This is a genomic window from Thermophagus xiamenensis, assembly GCF_900112795.1.
GTDB lineage: Bacteria > Bacteroidota > Bacteroidia > Bacteroidales > Marinilabiliaceae > Thermophagus > Thermophagus xiamenensis.
The window spans coordinates 1-20,580 of record NZ_FONA01000028.1 but is presented as its reverse complement, the minus strand read 5'-3'; the positions used below and the strand labels follow the sequence as shown (position 1 = coordinate 20,580).

11 protein-coding genes are annotated in these 20,580 nt (G+C 40.8%); 10 read left to right on the top strand and 1 reads right to left on the bottom strand.

Features of this window, described 5'->3' with window-relative positions:
- Positions 1-46: 46 nt before the first annotated feature.
- From BM130_RS14145 to BM130_RS14115, 7 genes are all read left to right on the top strand, one after another.
- The gene (locus BM130_RS14145) at positions 47-1,510 is read left to right on the top strand and encodes a DUF4859 domain-containing protein (RefSeq protein WP_010528612.1); all 1,464 of its coding nucleotides are present in this window, start codon (positions 47-49) and stop codon (positions 1,508-1,510) included.
- Positions 1,511-1,515: 5 nt separating this feature from the next.
- Positions 1,516-3,567 (top strand): DUF4859 domain-containing protein, encoded by a 2,052-nt coding sequence (locus BM130_RS14140; protein ID WP_010528611.1) that lies wholly within the window; start codon positions 1,516-1,518, stop codon positions 3,565-3,567.
- A 514-nt stretch (positions 3,568-4,081) separates the two neighbouring features.
- A complete protein-coding gene (locus tag BM130_RS14135) occupies positions 4,082-6,247 on the top strand; it encodes a family 43 glycosylhydrolase (RefSeq protein ID WP_010528610.1) in 2,166 nt (721 codons plus the stop codon).
- A gap of 52 nt (positions 6,248-6,299) precedes the next feature.
- Positions 6,300-9,029, top strand: coding sequence for a DUF5695 domain-containing protein (locus BM130_RS14130; protein WP_010528609.1), 2,730 nt, complete (start codon positions 6,300-6,302; stop codon positions 9,027-9,029).
- A gap of 160 nt (positions 9,030-9,189) precedes the next feature.
- Positions 9,190-10,377, top strand: coding sequence for a glycoside hydrolase family 27 protein (locus BM130_RS14125; protein ID WP_010528608.1), 1,188 nt, complete (start codon positions 9,190-9,192; stop codon positions 10,375-10,377).
- A gap of 96 nt (positions 10,378-10,473) precedes the next feature.
- Positions 10,474-11,301, top strand: a complete 828-nt coding sequence (locus tag BM130_RS14120; protein WP_010528607.1) for a M90 metallopeptidase family protein — start codon at positions 10,474-10,476, stop codon at positions 11,299-11,301.
- Between the two features lie 194 nt (positions 11,302-11,495).
- Positions 11,496-13,886, top strand: coding sequence for a glycoside hydrolase family 127 protein (locus BM130_RS14115; protein WP_010528606.1), 2,391 nt, complete (start codon positions 11,496-11,498; stop codon positions 13,884-13,886).
- Between the two features lie 45 nt (positions 13,887-13,931).
- Here BM130_RS14115 and BM130_RS14110 read toward each other — a convergent pair whose 3' ends face one another.
- The gene (locus BM130_RS14110; RefSeq protein ID WP_074964408.1) at positions 13,932-14,177 is read right to left on the bottom strand and encodes a hypothetical protein; all 246 of its coding nucleotides are present in this window, start codon (positions 14,175-14,177) and stop codon (positions 13,932-13,934) included.
- Between the two features lie 467 nt (positions 14,178-14,644).
- Between BM130_RS14110 and BM130_RS14105 the strand changes: the two genes are divergently transcribed.
- From BM130_RS14105 to hypD, 3 genes are all read left to right on the top strand, one after another.
- Positions 14,645-16,879, top strand: a complete 2,235-nt coding sequence (locus BM130_RS14105) for a S9 family peptidase (protein WP_010528605.1) — start codon at positions 14,645-14,647, stop codon at positions 16,877-16,879.
- A gap of 23 nt (positions 16,880-16,902) precedes the next feature.
- Entirely contained in the window at positions 16,903-17,700 is a 798-nt protein-coding gene (locus tag BM130_RS14100) for a glycyl-radical enzyme activating protein (RefSeq protein WP_010528604.1), read from the top strand.
- Between the two features lie 105 nt (positions 17,701-17,805).
- Positions 17,806-20,169, top strand: a complete 2,364-nt coding sequence (gene hypD, locus BM130_RS14095; protein ID WP_010528603.1) for a trans-4-hydroxy-L-proline dehydratase — start codon at positions 17,806-17,808, stop codon at positions 20,167-20,169.
- Positions 20,170-20,580: the final 411 nt, after the last annotated feature.

Here is a 20,580-nt window from a genome sequence, read left to right as displayed (position 1 = left end):
CCTGTAGTTTATAGAAGTTTTGTCGAAAACTTAAATTTTAAGTCATATGAAAAAGATTTATGGATTATATAAAACTGTCCTACTTGTTTTGATGATGGGGGGATTTATTTGGGGTTGTGGGGAGAATGAAAATTTTAGCACTCTTCATGAACTAACTGATGAAGAAATCAAAGAAATTGCGCGTCAAGATTCAATAGAGGAAGCCCAGAAAAATAAAATTAATGCTGATTTGATTCTGGAATATTCGGTTGAAATCACAATAAGTCAAACATTGTATGACGGAACTACCCTTTCAATTGATTTAGATAAAATTGCAGACGTTTTTGGTATTACCCAAGAAGAACTTATTGCCGGTATTGCGGGCGAGGAAGATGCCCTTGAAATAAAGGGTTTTGCAATTAATGGAACCACTCGTATCGATTATGCAACCTCCAGTAATACCAATTCTCCATGGGGACATTGGTGGGATGCAAACGGCGATGTTGTATCATGGGGCGATAATGCTATGTTATTTGCTGAATTTGATACTGAGAACGGTGTTTTTTACGTTGGTCAGTTTCCTGGTCATTTAATAGAAGATCAAACAATTACTATTATTGAAGGTCTGAAATTTAACGATACTCGTGTTGCTGTGGTGATTACTGTAACTGCCAAAGGGTTGGAAGAAATAACTGCCACTGTGGTAAACACTCAAGAGATTAACGTAAATGTTTATCCAAGACTTAATACTAATTCTGATTCGTTGCAGTTTGACCTCAATCAGGTTTTTAGTGACTTGGGGGTATCTTCAATGAATGAAATTAGTTTTATAGCTGTGAACCAGGATGGTTCTTACAACCAAGAGCCTGCAGTAGGTAATTTATACTGGTTTAATTCAGATGGATATGTAGGAACATATGGTGAGGATGCTGTTATTTATGTTGATTATGGCGAGTATGGTGATGATAAAATAAGTATTGGCCAATTTCCTGGTTCTCTAACTGAAGGCGATGAAATTGTGGTCGAATACGGATTCCTGGCAAATGACAAAATTGAGATGTTAGAAGTTACGGTTAAGGTGGTTGCATATGATGATCCAGAGGTGCCAGAAGTAGGTGATCCTGAAAATCTGGAGGCGGATATAGTTTTAAGTAAACCTTATAGTAATGATTATTCAATTGTTACTTTCGATATAAAAGAAATTATGAAGAAAGCTTTTAAAAGCACCACATATCAGGTTGGTCGGGCTATTGTAAGGGGTGAATTAAAATTATATCAAGGTTCTGTTGAAGAAGCGACACCTTCTTATACTGCTGATGTTCCAGGCTATTGGCTTGATGCTGATGGAATGGTTTCTGAATGGGCTTCTGGTGCTGTTTGGTGCAGCATTGGATATAGCGAATCAGAACTTTATCTCTTTGGTGGAAATCACCCTGATAATGCTGAACCTGGAGATACAGTTTCAACAAAATTGATAGCAACCTACAATGGTGGGTCAGTTACATTTAATATTACTTTCAAAATCGAGTAATAATTATGAATAGTTATAGAAGTTTTTATAAGAAAAGCATGAGCCGGATTTTTCCGGCTTGTGCAATCTTGATGGTGTTTTTTTCTTTTATTTTTTCCTGTGGAACTGATGAAGAAATTGAAAACATCAATAAAAATGAAGAAGGAAAAGAAGATACAACAGATTTAATAACGGAAGATTCAATAATAGTTCTTAATGAGTCTGATATTGAAGATTATGATAAATTTTATCGCCCGAATGAATTTAAGGATATGGATTTCCTTCGGAGTGATAGTAAATGGTCCTTTGTTCGAAGTCGTCAATCTGACCATTTCATCATATTCTGGGAGAGCGGTTTCGGTGAAGATCCAAATTCCTCTAATATTTCGGAAGAGTTAAGAGTCGATATAGACGATTTATTGCAGAAGGCCGAATGGTTTTATGACTTGAATGTAAATACATTGAAGTTTGCAGAAGTAGGGGCCGATAAATCGAACCTTGACAAGTATAAAATGCAAATTTATCTGTTTTACCAGACCGAGTGGTTGGCAACCGGTGGTGGATATGATGATGTTATCGGTGCTTTATGGGTTAATCCCTCTACTTGTAAACCGGTCGGTTCTGTCATCGCTCACGAGATCGGTCATAGTTTCCAGTATCAGGTCTATGCCGATTTATTAGCAACCGGGGAAATTAATAATGACTATTCACGTGGATTTCGTTATGGCTTCGGAGGAAACGGCGGGAATACTTTTTGGGAACAATGCGCACAGTGGCAGGCTTATCAAGCCTATCCAGACGAGGCATTTGAATCTTATAACTTTGGCGTTTACACCGAAAACTACCACAGGCATATATGTCATGAATGGCAGCGATATGCTAGTTATTGGATTCATTATTATTGGGCCGATAAGCATGGGGTAGATTTTATTGGTAAACTTTGGAAAGAAGCAATAAGTCCGGAAGATCCTTTAGAAGTTTACATGCGCATAAATGATCTTACCGTTGATCAGTTGAATGATGAATTATATGATGCAGCTACTCGGTTGGTAACATGGGATATTGATGCAATACGTGCCAAAGGAAACAATTTCATAGGAAAGCATTCTTATAAAATGTACCAGATTGACGATGGTAGTTATCAAGTAGCCTATAGTCATTGTCCTGGAACTACCGGATATAATGTGATACCGCTAAATGTTCCAGAACCAGGAACTGTAATAAAAACCAAATTTACGGGATTGCCTCCTGGTTCAGCCCTTGCAGAGAACGACCCGGGGGAATATGCGGATGAAGGCGAAACTTACACTACTAGAAATTATAATAATAGTGGTTCCATTGAAAGAGCAGGGTGGAGATACGGATATGTTGCTTTGTTGGATGACGGTCAGCGGTTATACAGTGACATGAACAGGCAGCCTTCGGCTGAGGTATTATTTGAGGTGCCTGAAAAATGTGAAAGACTCTGGTTTGTTGTTTTGGGTGCACCATCTTCTTATAAGGCTCATCCGTGGGATGAAAAAGAAAGCAACGATGATCAATGGCCATATAAAATAAAGTTTGAAAATACTGATCTGTTGGGGAATATTCATATTGATCCGAATGACTCACCCAAAGATATTACATTGACATATAACTTAGCTTTTCCTGCCGATGCTTCTAATTATTCAGGAACTACCGTAAATATATATGATAATGGTGATATTGTTAAGGTAGCCCAAGCTTTAGTAATGCAACCATCTGATATTTCCGGAAAATTATTAAAAGAGGGAGAAACCCCTCAGGAAGGAAAAATAGCTTTTGCAGCTTTAGAGCCTGATGAATCAATCAATTATTCCACTACCGCCAACGGCTATGGTTTCTGGTTTGACAGTGAAGGATATGTCATAAATTGGGGTAGTGATAATGACAGTAAAGTTTTTGCTGAATTTTCATTGAGCAGTTTTGAGTTTTCTATAGGTCAATATCCGGGAAAATGTGTTGCAGGAGATGAATATACAATAAAGGAAGCTTTTGTTTATTTAAAAGATGGAATCCAATATGTAATCACATTTGTGTTTAATATTAAGATTGAATGAGATTGATTTGAATTTTGTGTTGCTAAGTAAAGAGTGACTTTGTCGATAGTTAAATTATTTCTGGTTATTATAATTTTTGATAAAGATGATGACTAAGATGCTGATGGGCTTTTTATTAGCCCATCAGATCATCTCTCTTTCATCAATACAAATTTGGTTAAATCGTTGGTTGGTTTGATGAAACTTGCATGGCCATAGTTTATACATCTTCTTATTGTGTCAGCCTTTCCTGGTCATGCTTGTTTCGTGGGTATAAAATCAATTTATCTCAATGGTTTAATGGTGGTTTTATGGTAATATTTTATGTCCTAAGTTCGTATGCTCTGAGATTTGGTAATTAGGGATATGTATTATTATGAGTTTTGTGGGGGCTAGGTATTGTTTCTTTCGTTTTTGGAAATCCTATGAATTATTAATTCTTATTGGAATGGATGATGCAAAATAAAGCTCTAGACGAGCCCAATAGCATTTTGATGGAAGTTTATTATGAAGAAGGATTAAATGTGACTAAAATATGAAAAATAGATTTTTAACCTGCATTATATTTTTTGCTACAGTTTTTTTTGTCCCTGAGATCGGTGCGCAGGTGAAAGCTCGTTCAAAGAATGTTAGAAACCCTCTTATTCCGGGTTATTTTGCTGATCCAACTGTTAAGAAATTTGGAGATACTTTCTATTTATATTCAACAACAGATGGAATAAAACTGGCTTCGGGAGAGCCACAGGTTTGGATAAGCAAAGACTTTGTCAATTGGTTTAACCATGAGATGGAACTGGAGGTGCCGGAAGGTCTGACCAATGTTTGGGCCCCTGATGTTCAGAAAGGAAGTGACGGCCGGTATTATTTATTTTGGGGAAACTGCCAATTAGGGTGTAATATATACGGTTATGTTGCAGACTCGCCAATGGGACCTTGGAAAGCTATTAATGACGGCCAAGCTGTGATTACTGTGGGTACAGGACTTGATAATTTGCCAGCTCTGGATGCTCAATACTTTATAGATGATAATGGGGCTATATACAGTTGGTTTGGCACGTGGTGCCATTTGTTTGGGGGATTAGGGTGGGCACAAATTGACCCCACCGACATGTCCACGATTTTGAAAAGTGGAGGAATTCCAATGGAACAAATTCCCCATGCTTTTGAAGCCCCGTTTGTGTTTAAAAGAAAAGGAAAGTATTTTTTAATGTATTCATCAGGCGATTGCCGTCTTAGTTCTTATGCTGTCCATTACTCTGTTGGTGATCATCCGGAAGGTCCTTACAGTTACGGTGAAAACTCTCCTATTTTGCAATCATCGCAAGACGGAACGGTTGATGGACCTGGACATAATTCCGTATTAGAGGTGAATAATAATTATTATATATTATATCATCGACACAATTATCCGCATAGTACAGGAGGTATGTTCCGTCAAATTTGTGCCGATCGACTATTATTTGAAAATGACACCACTATAGCAAAGGTGGATCCTACTCACAAAGGAGTTGGGTATTTGGGGCCCAATCAAATTGATTATGAAAATTATGCAAGGAATGCATCTGTTTTTGCATCTTCTTCTTATCACTTGGCATCAAAAGCCACCAAATTCTCAAAAGAAGACATTAATTATTTATTTGAACCCGAATTTGCAATTGATGGAAACAATGGGACTTTGTGGAAAGCTGGTTCTGTGTTTTTACCACAGACCCTGACTCTTGATCTAGGAAAAGTTCAAAATATTAAAAGGGTGATGATTTATTTTGAATATCCTACATTTTATTATCAATATAGAATTGAAACTTCAACAGACAGTATTAATTGGAAATTGTTCGCAGATAAAACGGATAATCGTCGATCTGGCTCTCCTATGATTGATGATAATGAGGCAAAGGCTAGATTTGTGAAAATTACAGTAACAGGTACAGAAAAAACAGGTCTATTTGCAGCCATTTGGGAAGTTAAAATTTTTAATGCCCTTTTTGAAGTTCCCTCTTTTCAGAACTCAATTAAATTAAATGATTCTGGCAATCATAAACCGATGGGATGTATTATTCATTTAAATACAGATAATCTGAATAGTGGATGGATGACGGAATCTATACCAAATCTGGGAGTTTTGGGAGGATTTTTTTCAGCATCAAAACCTTTGGCAATAAAAAAAATCGATGGGGTAAAGGCATTGGCATTTGATGGTGAGAGTGTATTGTATTCGAGTAAAAATGCTCCGGAAAGTTTGTCCTGGAATGCACCGTTTTCTGTTTCTGCATGGGTTAATAATCCTGATGTGGGAGCCAATGAATGTATTATTACATGGACTTCAAGAAAAAATATGTTACAAGGATCCTATTCTGCATTGATGTATGGATCAGGTCATTATGGTGCAGTTGCTCATGGTGATGGTTATGTGGATTTAGCTTTTGAAAAAGTTCCTGAACCAGGGAGGTGGCATCATTTTGCGTTGGTTTTCGATGGCATGAAAGAGGTACTTTATATTAATGGGAAAGCTGTAAAAGAGCAACCAATTAATCTGTTTGTAAAGAATAGTAGTATCCTAATCGGTGGGTCTGGATTACCACAAGAAAATTTTTCAGGTTATATAGCTAATATCAGATTGTATGATATTCCATTGACACATGATGATGTTATAAAACTGATGAACGAATCATTGCCACAGGGATTGCAATTTGTTGGTAAATGAAGCATGTTTTATATAAGTTCCATAAGGTTAATTTTAAAAAAGAGGATTTTTTATGAAGTTACAAAAGGATAGTATAAAAAAGAAATTCCAAATTATTGTTCTATTGGTGATAGGGTTTGCCGTTTTTGACATTAATGCTATTGCTCTTGAAGATTCAATTTCTTCATCTAATTTATTGAGTTACTCTACTTCTAATTTTAATTTATCATTAGACCAATCGTCCCAAACTGCTATTGTTTTGTCGCCTGCTTCTGATCATGAATTTAATTATACTACGGGTGAGTGGACCGATGTTCGTCATGGTGATGGGTATTATCAATTAGGAGATATTACCTTCAGAATAAGAGAGCAAGGTCAGCATGAATGGAGAGGTTATTCAACCGCTGCTAAAAGAAATCCTGTAGAGATGCTTGAAAATAGGGGGGCAGGTGTGTTGTCTGCCGCGAACCTTTCCAATACTTTACCAGAGGATGTTCCGCTGACTATAACCCGTTATTGGGAAGAGATAGATGGAGGTTTGTTATTGCGTTTCGAGCTAAAGAACATAACAACGGAATCGATAGAAATTGGGGCGTTGGGGATTCCAATGATTTTTAATAATATACTTAACAATAAGCATCTGGATGAGGTCCATTCTGAAAATGTATTTTTTGATCCCTATATTGGGATGGATGCCGGTTATTTGCAAGTGGTCCGATTAAGTGGTGAAGGTCCCGTCCTTTTGGTTCTTCCCTATGAAAAAACACCTTTTGAAGCTTATCGCCCCTTGCTTGATGATCCTATGCCAAGAGGAATTACTTTCGAAGGGTTTCATGAATGGATGGTGCATAGCAAAGCATACGCTGAAAATGAATGGAAAGAAGCTAAACAATGGAATGAGCCCACATCGAGGGTTTTGGCTCCGGGCGAATCTTATACTGTAGGTCTTAAATTTGTTTTGGCTTCTGACGTACAAAGCATCGAAGAAACGTTAATAAAGAACCACCGTCCTGTGGCGGTCGGATTTCCCGGCTATGTTCTGCCTCAGGATGTGCATGCCTCCTTATTTCTCAAATACGATAAAGCCATACAGTCTATAAAGGTAGAGCCTGAGGGTGCTCTAGCTGTTCACAAAGCCGAAACCACACCCAATGGCTGGAGCAAATTTAATGTGGAAGGCGTGAAGTGGGGCAGGGCCCGTCTCTCCGTCTCTTTTGACGATGGTACTCTTCAAACTATTAATTATAAGGTTATTAAGCCAGAGTCGAAAGTTGTGGAAGATAATGGTCGTTTTTTGACGACGGAACAATGGTTTGATGATGAGAATGATCCTTTTGGGCGAGCTCCGTCTGTTATTACCTATGATTATGAGAATAAGGAACAGGTTGTTCAGGACGGGCGTGCCTGGGTCGCAGGTCTGAGCGATGAGGGCGGGGCCGGAAGCTGGCTCAATGCCATTATGAAGCAGCTTGTTCAACCTGATCCGGAAGAAGTTGCCAAAATGGAAGATTTTGTAAACCGGACGATGTGGGGGGGTATTCAGTATAGTTCTGGTGAGCATAAATACGGAGTTCGAAAAAGTTTGTTTTATTATGAACCCGACAGCATGCCGGAAGGTACTTACAGCGATAAAATCAATTACAATACCTGGGCTGCATGGAGTAAGGAAGCTTCAGAATCGGTGGGTCGATCCTATAATTATCCTCATGTTACTGCCGCACATTGGGTAATGTATCGTTTGGCGAGAAATTACATGGGATTAGTAACGCAACGATCTTGGGAATGGTATCTTGAAAATGCCTATCATACAGCTATTGCAATGGTAGAACAGGCGCCTTATTATGCGCGGTTTGGACAAATGGAAGGAACCATATTTATCCTGGTGCTGGAAGATTTGAAAAGGGAAGGTTGGTCTGATCAAGCCCAAAAACTGGAAAAGGTCATGCGTAAACGTGCCGAACACTGGGCTTCCCTGAATTATCCATTCGGCAGTGAAATGCCTTGGGACTCCACGGGCCAGGAAGAAGTATATATGTGGTCCAAATATTTCGGCTTCGATGAAAAAGCTTCTATTACCCTCAATGCTATTCTTGCATATATGCCAACTGTTCCCCATTGGGGCTATAATGGTTGTGCTCGTCGTTACTGGGATTTTCTGTTTGCCGGTAAATTGTCGCGTGTAGAGCGCCAGATTCATCATTACGGCTCTGCTTTGAATGCCATTCCGGTTTTACACGCTTATAAAGAAGATCCGGATAACTTATACCTGCTGAGAGTGGGATATGGAGGACTTATGGGTGCTTTGTCAAATATTACGAAGGAAGGTTTCGCACCCTGTGCCTTCCACTCATTCCCATCAACACTAAATATTGATGGCATTTCTGGTGATTACGGCCCTGGCTTTTTGGGATATTCAGTAAATACTACTTCTTTTCTGACTAAACATGTGGAGTTTGGATGGATTGCTATGGGAGGTAATATCGTAGCTGAAGATGAGTGGATTACGATGGAGTTGACTACTGCTGCTCGTTCCAGGGTTTTTATAGCACCTGTTGGTATTGAACTATCGCTTAATGCAGGAAGGTTTAAATCTGTTTCGTTTAATCCTGAAACCAATGAAATTAAGGCAGTTTTGGATGCCGAAAACAATTTTACTCCCGTTGCATTTATGGAGGTTAAGTCTAATAATGTGGCAGGGGAAACCACCTGGAACGTGTTGAAGTTTACAAAAAACGACCGTGGTCTTTATGAAATTCCATTAAAAAGGAAAGCAAGAACTATTAGAATTGTGCAAACAAATTGAATGAAATGAGCATGACCAAGAAAGTTTTTCCCAACAAGAATATATATAAACTTTAGTTCGTGCGCGTTCCATCTGGCCAATAACTTAAGTAAATTTTAAGGATAAAAAAATCACTTTCTAAGATAAGATATGGATTTTCTTTTGCATTAATATGAATATTATGAAAAAGTGTTTTTTGTTTTTTCTTGTTGTAAATATTGTTCATTCGGTTTTATCCCAGGAAAATGATGGTTTGGCCCTTACTCCACCGATGGGGTGGAATTCGTGGAACAAGTTTGGATGTAATGTGGACGAAACAATAATAAAGGAAATGGCCGAAGCCATGGTTAATTCAGGCATGCGAGATGCAGGTTATGAATTCATAGTCATTGATGATTGCTGGCAGATCGGGCGTGACAGTTTGGGGAATATTATTCCGGATTCCGAACGCTTTCCTTCAGGTATGAAAGCTTTGGGCGATTATATACATTCATTGGGGTTAAAATTTGGCATATATTCCTGCGCTGGATCAAAGACTTGCCAGGGACGGCCAGGCAGTCGAGGGTATCAGTTTCAGGATGCCCGTACCTATGCAGAGTGGGGTGTGGATTATTTAAAGTACGACTGGTGCTATAATGAAGGACAGAATGCAGAGGCCGCATATAAGACCATGAGTGATGCGTTGAAAGCCACTGGTCGGCCAATTGTTTTTTCTATTTGTGAGTGGGGTGATAATGAACCCTGGAAGTGGGGCAAGGGAATTGGCCATTTGTGGAGAACTACAGCCGATATCAGGGATTGTTTCCAGTGCCAATTTGATTGGGGAGGACTTGGTGTGATGGATATCATTGATCGGCAGGCGGAGCTTTATCCGTATGCTGGTCCTGGTCATTGGAATGATCCCGATATGCTCGAGGTGGGAAATGGTGGTATGACCTATACCGAGTATAAAACACATTTTTCTATGTGGGCCATGTTGGCAGCTCCGCTTATGGCTGGAAATGATTTGAGAAATATGGATCGGCAGACTCGGGAAATTCTGACTAATCTTGATGTAATTTCTATAAATCAGGATGAATTGGGACAACAGGCTCGTCGATTTATGGATATGGGAGACTATGAAATCTGGGCTAAACCTTTGACTAAAGGAGAAGTCGCGGTTTGCTTCCTGAATCGATCAAGTGAAGTTTGGAAGTTGGCCTATAATTGGAAGCAACACACTATGTATTTTGTGAAAGATGTTAATTTACATAAATATCAATACAAAATATGGGACTGCTGGAAGCATGAATATATTGGTACAACCAACGAAAAACTTTCGGCCGACATCCCCCCTCATGGTGTGTTACTGGTGAGGCTGAAAAAGTAATAATACTTCTTATTAAGATTGTTAAAAATCGAGGCTTTATATCGTTAAACTTTAGGATTTACTATGCTTGCCAGTAAAGATTAAAAAAGAAGAAAGATGAAAAAAAATACAGTATTAATTTGTGTATTCACCTGTTTATTCCTCTGTTGGAATGGTTTGATAACTGGTAGGGGAAAAATAAAAGATACAAAAGGCAAGGTGTTTCAAATAATTCGGCCTCCTGACAGTTTGAATTTTAATGGTTTTTACAAGAAATATGTCAATGTTAATGGCATCCATATTATCAGTTCTCATCGGGTGCCTGATTCGGCTATTTTTGTTGCTTGTCGAATTATTGATTTTATGACAAAGAGTCTTCCGGCGGAGGTTCTGAAGCAGCTTCAGAAAAATTATACCAGGGTTGGAATCATGGCACGGTATGAGGGAACTACTGATATTCCTGAACATGCTTACCTGAAAGAAGATACCAGTTTGAACTGGGATGTTAGAGCTCGCGGTCTCGGCGGAACTTTAGAGCTACCGCTTACAACCTGTGCAGAAGAAAATCTTTTGTGCTATCAAATAGATAAGTATCATGCCGAAGATATTTTAATTCATGAATTTGCACATACTATTCATAGCGTAGGAATTTTGCCATTACAACCAGGGTTTAATGATATTTTACAGGGAATGCTGGACAATGCCATTGTGCATGGTAAATATAAAAATACCTATGCGGCCACAAATGTGTGGGAATATTGGGCCGAAGGTGTCCAAAATTGGTTCAATGTAAATGCCGAAGTAGCACAACCCGATGGTAAACACAACCATGTGAATACCCGAAAAGAGTTAGAGGAGTATGATCCGGCATTATATGATCTGCTTAGTGAATATTTTCCTGATTTTGAGGCGGAGGAGTGTCCTTCCTGTCATGTTACAATGTAAAAGTAAAAATTAGGCTTCAGTGATACTGAAGGAAGCCAGCATTTTAAACCCTTTATTTGTGTTATTTCATTTTATTGTTGCGAATGAATTAACCTATCATCGATTTTAGAGCCTAAAATCTTGATGATTTATTAATTACGAATAAAAATTATTGAAAGAATTATGTTTGTTAAAAATCAATCGAATAAGAAAAAATGAAAAAAGTAACGAATACAATTAAAGCCGTTTTTTGGGGAACTGCTGTGTTGTTGAGTGCTTGTCAGCAAGTAGCAGAAGAAGAGAAACATTATATCAGGACCGAGGGTCCGGAGATGGTCTCATTCAGGGCTTTGCCTTTCGACCTTGAAGAAGTGGAATTACTGGACGGACCATTTCTAGAGGCTTCCAAACTTAATGAAAAAATTCTTTTAAATTATGAACCAGATCGATTGCTGGCACACTTCCGGGAGCAGGCCCATCTAAAACCCAAAGCCCAACACTATGGAGGATGGGAAGGTGAATCGCTCACCGGACATAGCCTGGGCCATTACTTGTCGGCCTGTTCCATGATGTACAAAACTACCGGAAATGAGGAATTTCTCAAGAGAGTAAATTATATTGTTAATGAACTAGATACCGTTCAAAAGGCACACGGTGATGGCTATCTCGGTGCTTTTGACAATGGAAAAAAAATTTTTGAAGAGGAAATTGCCAATGGCAATATCCGTTCGGCAGGTTTCGATTTAAATGGTATTTGGGCCCCTATTTATACACAGCACAAAATTATGGCCGGCCTAATGGATGCCTATAAATTGTGCGGAAATAAAAAAGCGCTCGAAGTTGAACAAAAATTTGCCGATTGGCTAGGATCTATTGTTGAAAACCTATCTCATGAAGAAATTCAAAAAATGTTGCATTGCGAACACGGTGGGATAAATGAAGCCTATGCTGAATTGTTTGCAGTTACTGGAAATGAAAGATATTTAAAAATAGCAAGGCTTTTTCATCATGAGGCGGTATTAGATCCTCTTGCTAAAGGAATCGATATCCTTCCCGGACACCATGCAAATACACAAATTCCCAAAATTATCGGACTGTCTCGTTTGTATGAATTAACCGGTGATACTACTGACCGAAAAACGGCTCAATTCTTTTGGGAACGCGTTGTTTACCATCACTCTTATGTTACCGGTGGTAACGGAGACCATGAATATTTCGGGCCACCTGATACTCTCAGCAATCGCCTCAGCAGTAATACCACCGAAACCTGCAATGTTTACAACATGCTGAAGCTCTCAAATCATCTGTTTAAGTGGGAAGCTGAAGCGGAAGTGGCCGATTATTATGAAAGAGCCCTGTTTAACCATATTTTGTCATCCCAGCATCCTCAATCGGGCCATGTTATCTATAATTTGTCTTTAGAAATGGGAGGACATAAGCATTATCAGAATCCCTTTGGGTTTACCTGTTGTGTGGGGACCGGAATGGAAAATCATGCCAAATATCCGAAAAATATTTACTTCCATAATGACAGAGAGTTGTTCGTAAGTCAGTTCATTGCTTCCCGGCTCAATTGGAAGGAAAAAGGTCTGAAGTTGACACAAAATACCCGTTACCCTGACGAACAAAAAACCTCTTTTATTTTTGAATGTGAAAAACCTGTCGATCTGATACTTCAAATTCGTTATCCTTACTGGGCTGAAAAAGGTATGATTGTTACTGTAAACGGGAAAAAGGTATCCTACAGCCAGAAACCTCAAAGCTTTGTAGCCATTCATCGGGAGTGGAAAACAGGAGATAAAGTAGAGGTTTCTTTTCCTTTTTCTCTCAGGCTGGAGGCTATGCCCGATAATAAAGACAGGGTGGCTTTGATGTATGGACCATTGGTTCTGGCCGGACAGTTGGGGCCGGTGGACGATCCCAAGGCGAATGATCCGCTTTATGTACCGGTATTAATGGTTGAGGATCGCAATCCCCAAAGCTGGACTATTCCTGTTCCGGATGAACCAAATATGTTCAAAACTCAAAATGTCGGGCGACCCAGGGATATTATTTTTAAACCCTTTTACAAAACGCATGACCGAAGATACTCTGTTTATTTCGACATCTTTAACGAGGCTAAATGGAAGCAGTTTCAGGAGGAATATAAAGCCAAACTGGAAGCCCAAAAAATACTGGAGGCCCGAACCATTGATTTCTTCCAGCCAGGAGAGATGCAACCCGAAAGGGATCACAATTTCAAAAGCGAAAAAAGTTGGGCCCATGAGTATCGGCGACGCAAGTACCGAGAAGCTGATCGTGGCGGCTGGATGTCCTGCGAAATGAAAGTGATTAAGGATGCTACCGTTCAACTGGCTGTTGAATATTGGGGTGGTTACCAGGGTTCCCGTACCTTTGATATTTTGGTTAACGGAAAAGTGATTGCTACCGAAAATATTTCCAACGCACGACCTGGCCAATTCTATACCAAAGTATATGACCTTCCGGATGATTTGGATCTTTCGAAAGGTAGAATTACCGTCCAATTCAATCCCAAAGAGAACCATCGGGCCGGCCCGATATTTGGCGTGAGAACATTGAAAGAATTGAGTGGAAGCATCCAATAAAGGACCTAAAATATTATCAATTGGCCATAGTGGGCCAGAAATAATCTACCCCCCGGAATTCCTTTTTTCCGGGGGCATTGCATTTAGGACTTTAACGTCTGCATAAAGGTCTAAGACCTTATCATAAAGGTCTAAGACCTTATCATAAAGGTCTGAGACCCTATCATAAAGGTCTAAGACCTTATCATAAAGGTCTGAGACCCTATCATAAAGGTCTGAGACCCTATCATAAAGGTCTGAGACCTTATCATAAAGGTCTGAGACCTTATCATAAGTATCAAAAAGTTTCATTTATTAAATTCAATAAACACGACTAATAGAGCAGAATCAAGAAATTGTCAATATTTTCCCGGAATAATCGGGACATTGTTGGGCCAATGGGTTTTTTCTTGCCCAAACATTGAGGATATTAATTATCCATCATTAATAATAAAATAATTAAATTAGCAGTAGAAAACTTCTTGAAATGATTACCATCAAGCACTATAATAATCAATACCGACGTTTTGGCGTAGGTCTTTACGAGTGCTGGCTCACTTGAATGATTTTTTCTGAAATGTGGTCAGGGAGAATCATGCTTAACCAAGATGGTATCTGGCATAATTCTGCTGATATATTCTTTTATGACTATCCTGTTTACTGTGTTTGTTCCCATTAGACAAAGGTTGAGGTTAACAATGAGAAAGTACTCATCCAGCTCAGCCCTGGAATCAAGACTTCCAAACCATCAAGCATAACATTCAATATTTTCCATAGCTATGAAACGCGTCATTTTTTTAATCCTTCTGGTTTATGCTGGCTTTTCTTTAAATGCTCAGTTCACGAAAGAAGATTATTTGCGGGCCGATTCTGTATCGGAATTCAGAAATCTGGTGTTACATGAAATCCTTGAAGTTCATTGGATTGATACAACCAGTATGTTATGGTATAAAACACGCATTTCTGTTGACACAATAAAATATTTCATTGTTGATGCCCAAACCCGGGAAAAGCGGACTGCCTTCGATCAGGACCGGCTTGCCAACGCTATTCGTAAGAGGTTAAAAGTAAAAGCCAAGGCCAACAAGTTGTCACTTTTTAATCTGAAATTTTCTGCCGATATCACCACCCTTACATTTGAACGAAAAGATACCACATGGAAATGCTATCTGGCTGATGGTTATCGACTGGAGCCGGTGGCGGCCAAAGAAAAGAAACAGGAATGGCCCTATTGGGGAACATCGCGTGACGAGTTGGCCAATGATCCTGTAGTTTCACCCGACGGGAAGGCAGAGGCCTTCATTCGTGATTATAATGTTTTTGTTCGCCAAATGGATACGGGTGAGGTACACCAACTCAGCTATGACGGCTGTGCCGGAGACCTTTATTCGTCTTACCTTTTATGGTCGCCGGACTCTCGTTATTTGGTCACCAATAAAGTACGGATTCACGAAAAACGTTACATGCAGTTTATTGAATCTTCGCCCGATGATCAATTGCTACCCAAACTACACAAACGGGAATATCTTCGTCCAGGGGATGCCTTGCCTCTGTACCGTCCTACCCTGTTTGATGTGGCAAAAGGTAAGAAAATAAAGATAGACACCCGTCCCTTCGAAAACCAATTTAGCATTTCAAATATTAAATGGGCGGCCGACAGCAGGGCATTTACTTTTGAATATAATCAGCGTGGACATCAAGTTTATCAGGTGGTTCGGGTTGATGTTCAAACGGGAGAAACAAAAATTATCATTCATGAGCAAAGCGATACTTTCATCGATTACAGCGGCAAACGGTACCGGTATGATTTGGTGGAAACCGGAGAGATTATCTGGGCTTCAGAAAGGGACGGCTGGAACCATCTGTATCTGATTAACGGAAAAACCGGAGAAATTATTAATCAGGTTACCAAGGGGCAATGGGTCGTTCGGGGAGTAGAAAATGTGGATGAGAAGGAGCGTACCATTCTGTTTCGCGCCAGTGGGCGTAATAGGAATGAGGATCCTTACTTCGAACATTACTACCGCATTGGTTTTGATGGTAAGAACCTGAAAGAACTGACCCCTGAGAAGAGGCAGCATAGAGCCCTTTTTTCGCACGATTATGCCTATTTTGTGGATATCTATTCCACGCCCGACATTCCGCCAGTCTCGGTATTACGACGCAGCAAAGATGGACGCACCTTGATGGTGCTGGAAGAAGCGGATATTTCCCTCCTCGAAGCGAAAGGCTGGATAGCTCCCGAACCTTTTGTGGCCAAAGGACGGGATGGAAAGACCGATATCTGGGGTAATATTTATCGTCCAACCTCCTTTGATCCCAATAAATCTTATCCTGTTATTGAATATATTTATGCGGGACCCCAGGGCTCTTTTGTACAAAAAAGCTTTTCCCCTTATATGGCCTCCTTCAGCAGCCTGGCCGAACTGGGGTTTATAGTGGTACAGATCGACGGTATGGGAACCTCCAATCGCAGTAAGGCCTTTCACGATGTCTGTTATAAAAATTTGAAGGATGCAGGATTCCCCGATCGCATACGCTGGATTAAAACTGCAGCCGAAAAGTACCCCTATATGGATACCACCAGAGTAGGTATTTTTGGTGGATCGGCAGGCGGCCAGAATGCTCTGGCAGCACTTCTCTTTTATCCCGGATTTTATAAGGCAGCAGTGGCTTCCTGCGGATGTCACGATAACCGATTGGACAAAATGTGGTGGAATGAGCAGTGGATGGGATATCCGGTTGGCCCTCATTATGCCGAGTCGTCCAATGTGGAAAATGCTCATCTTTTACAGGGTGATCTGATGTTGATTGTGGGCGAATTGGACGATAATGTGGATCCGGCTTCTACCATGCAGGTAGCAGATGCTCTGATAAAAGCTGGAAAGGAATTTGAATTAGTTGTTTTGCCAGGAGTAAAGCATACTTTGGGTGGGAAGTTTGGAGAACGGAAGCGGCGCGACTTTTTTGTCAGAACGCTTCTGAACCAGCAAACACCAAAGTGGAATGAATAACTGAAATTAAAAAAAATATTTGCATGAACGGTACCATATTCGATATAAAAAAATTTGCCGTTCACGACGGCCCCGGCATTCGCACCACGGTGTTTTTTAAAGGATGTCCGCTTCGCTGCGCCTGGTGCCATAACCCAGAAGGGATATCACCGGAGGTGGTGCAGGTGGTCAAAACGCACAAGGTGGGATGCCGATCTTTTTATCATTTGGAACCGGTAGGACGTATCATTGCTGCTGAAACGCTTATACAGGAGATTTTGAGCGACAAGGTATTTATGGAAGAGTCCGACGGCGGTGTAACCTTTTCGGGTGGTGAGCCTTTTATGCAATACCGCTTTCTTTTGGAGATGCTTCGCCGCTGTAGAAATATGGGGATTCATACTGTTGTTGACACTACGGTTTATACACCGACCGAATATTTATTGAAAGCGGCTGAATGGACCAACCTTTTTTTGGTTGACCTGAAAGTGATGGATGAGGCCTTACATCTGAAATATACCGGAGTATCCAACCAAAAGATTTTGCATAATCTGAAGGTTCTCTCGAAAAGGGGAATACCGTTCCGGATCCGAATACCGGTGATTCCCGGGGTGTCCTTTAACCGGGCGAATACTGAGGCGGTAATTCGTTTTTTGAAGCATCTTCCCGTATCCCCCCACGGAATAGATCTTTTACCGTATCACAATACAGGGAATCATAAATTTCAACCCCTTGGGATGAAGAATGCTTTTCAGAATATGGCATCACTCAATACCGATGAGTTAGAGGATATGAAAAGGCAAATGGAGTCAGCCGGGTTTGAAGTGCATATTGGCGGATAGATGGATCACTGTGTCGGGTTCAACGTTGCTCTTATAGTGATGGATTAAAATAAAAGGAGGTCTCAATGTCTTAGTTTTAGTGAACAATATGAAAAAAAACAGATTATGAAACCACGAATAGCACACCTTCGGCGTCAGAGTCTGGAAGCCGTCAACCGTATTTCGGCCGAAAGAGCTCTCTTAATTACCCAATTTTACCAATATCATGTTGATGTTTCTGACCCTGTTCCTGTTCAACGGGCCAAAGCCTTTGAATTTTTACTTTCCCGTAAAAAGATTTCTATTCTGGAGAACGAGTTAATCGTGGGTGAGAGGGGTCCGGCCCCCAAAGCAACGCCCACCTATCCCGAAATCACCATTCATTCCATGGAAGATCTGGAGGTGTTGCATCATCGTAAAAAGGTATCTTTTTATGTGGATGATGAGACCCGCAAGGCATACAAAGAGGTGATCATTCCTTTCTGGAAGGGGCGTTCCAACCGGGATAGGATCATGGAGAGCATGTCGCCCGAATGGCTGGATGCCTATCAGGCCGGCATTTTTACTGAATTTATGGAGCAGCGGGCACCGGGACACACCGTTGCCGGATCCATGATTTTTCGGAAGGGGATGACCGACCTGTTGGAAGAGATCGAGGAGGCTTGGGCTAAAACCGAATTTGTAGAAGAGCCGCTCAAACAACAGATGCGCCATGAACTGAGTGCCATGAGAATAGCGGCCAACGCCATTGTGATGTATGCCAGGCGCCATGCCGACGAGTTGGAACGACTGGCAGAAAAGGAAAAAGAGGGAATTCGAAAACAGGAGCTCCAGGATATGGCGGCCATTTGTCGTCGTGTTCCGGCCAATGCCCCTGCCACGTTTCATGAAGCATTGCAACATTATTGGTTTATGCATCTGGGCGTCATCACTGAACTAAACCCTTGGGATTCGTTTAATCCGGGCAGGCTGGATCAGCATTTGTGGCCATTCTACCAACGTGATATTAATGAGGGACGCCTGGATCGTGAACGGGCAAAAGAGTTGCTGGAGGCATTCTGGATAAAATTCAACAATCATCCGGCGCCACCCAAAGTAGGGGTTACTGCCGAAGAAAGCAACACGTATACCGATTTTACCCTGATCAATCTGGGGGGTGTAAAACCCGATGGTACCGATGCCGTCAATGAGCTTTCCTTCCTCCTGCTCGACGTTATTGAGGAGATGCGGTTGTTGCAGCCGGGAACGATGATTCAGCTCAGTAGGGTTAATCCCGATGCCTTTATTGAGAGAGCTCTTAAAATCATTAAAACCGGATTTGGGCAACCCTCCATTTTTAATGCCGATGCCATAGAAAAAGAACTGACCGCTCAAGGGAAAAACATTGTGGATGCCCGCAACGGGGGCGCCAGCGGATGTGTTGAAAGTGGCGCCTTTGGCACTGAGAGTTATATTTTAACCGGTTATTTCAATTTGCCAAAAATCTTGGAAATAACCCTTCATAATGGTTTTGATCCTCGTACCCAAAAACAAATTGGATTAAAAACCGGAGAGCCTGGCACATTTAAGGGGTATGACGATTTATTGTCTGCTTTCAAAAAACAGGTACAATATTTTGCTCAAATTAAGATCCGGGGCAGTAATACCATTGAAAAGATTTTTATGGACCATCTGCCTACACCCTTTTTGTCACTCATTATTGAAGACTGCATCGCCAAAGGAACCGATTATATCCGGGGTGGCGCCCGTTACAATACCAATTACATTCAGGGCGTTGGTCTGGGTACTATTACGGATTCGCTTGCATCGTGGCGTGTCAACATTTTTGAGAAGAAGAGGATGTCACCGTATGATTTTTTGCAGGTGCTGCAGAACGATTTTGAAGGATATGAAGATTCGCTGTACCATTTGTTGTATCATACACCCAAATATGGCAACGATGATGATGAAGCGGACCGCCATGCGGTAGAGGTGTTTGAAATATTTCATGATGCAGTAACGGGCCATACCAGTCCGCGGGGGGCAACTTATCGAATCAATATGTTACCAACCACCTGCCATGTCTATTTTGGAAGCGTGATGCATGCCAGTGCAGATGGGCGGCGGGCAGGAAAACCTTTGTCAGAAGGTATTTCCCCGGTACAGGGAGCGGATGTCAAGGGGCCGACCGCTGTGATGAAATCTGCCGCTAAAATCGATCATCTGAGGACCGGCGGAACGCTTCTCAACCAGAAATTCAGTCCTTCCTTTTTTTCGGATGAGGAATCCATAAAAAAAGTGGCAGCCCTGGTGCGTGGTTATTTTCGTCTCAACGGTCATCATGTGCAGTTCAATGTGGTGGATGCCGATACTTTACTTGATGCCCAGAGACATCCTGAGAAATATCGGGATCTCATCGTTCGTGTGGCCGGCTACAGCGATTATTTTAATGATTTGGGAACCGAGCTTCAGGATGAAATCATTAGGCGAACAGCTCATGAATCGGTTTAAAATATTTGCCACAAAGGTGGGGTAGGTATTTAAAAGATTGTATGATACGAGCATGACCAACATAGGATTGTCTCAAAAGAATATGAATAAAAAGACAAAGACAGAAGTGCACAGGCAGAAGAAGTGATTAGTCATTAGTCAACAGTCATTAGTGACTAGTGTTGATTCACTAATGACTAACGACTAACCACTAATTACTACTTTTAATGAACAATATATCAATGAGTAAGTAAAATTTATACGGATGAAACGAGCATGGCGGCTTTTGCTACAGAAGAAGTCAATAGTCATTAGTCAACAGATGGTTAGTGTCAGATAACTAATGACTCGTATGTTTGCCACATAAAAGAAGGGCTCAATTATCACTATATTTGTAGCATAGTGAATTAAATTGAGGAAAGGCAGGATAAT

Coding starts and splice junctions, on each gene's coding strand:
- BM130_RS14145 (WP_010528612.1), top strand. CDS start 47: ATGAAAAAGATTTATGGATTATATAAAACTGTCCTACTTGTTTTGATG.
- BM130_RS14140 (WP_010528611.1), top strand. CDS start 1,516: ATGAATAGTTATAGAAGTTTTTATAAGAAAAGCATGAGCCGGATTTTT.
- BM130_RS14135 (WP_010528610.1), top strand. CDS start 4,082: ATGAAAAATAGATTTTTAACCTGCATTATATTTTTTGCTACAGTTTTT.
- BM130_RS14130 (WP_010528609.1), top strand. CDS start 6,300: ATGAAGTTACAAAAGGATAGTATAAAAAAGAAATTCCAAATTATTGTT.
- BM130_RS14125 (WP_010528608.1), top strand. CDS start 9,190: ATGAAAAAGTGTTTTTTGTTTTTTCTTGTTGTAAATATTGTTCATTCG.
- BM130_RS14120 (WP_010528607.1), top strand. CDS start 10,474: ATGAAAAAAAATACAGTATTAATTTGTGTATTCACCTGTTTATTCCTC.
- BM130_RS14115 (WP_010528606.1), top strand. CDS start 11,496: ATGAAAAAAGTAACGAATACAATTAAAGCCGTTTTTTGGGGAACTGCT.
- BM130_RS14110 (WP_074964408.1), bottom strand. CDS start 14,177: ATGAAACTTTTTGATACTTATGATAAGGTCTCAGACCTTTATGATAAG.
- BM130_RS14105 (WP_010528605.1), top strand. CDS start 14,645: ATGAAACGCGTCATTTTTTTAATCCTTCTGGTTTATGCTGGCTTTTCT.
- BM130_RS14100 (WP_010528604.1), top strand. CDS start 16,903: ATGAACGGTACCATATTCGATATAAAAAAATTTGCCGTTCACGACGGC.
- hypD (WP_010528603.1), top strand. CDS start 17,806: ATGAAACCACGAATAGCACACCTTCGGCGTCAGAGTCTGGAAGCCGTC.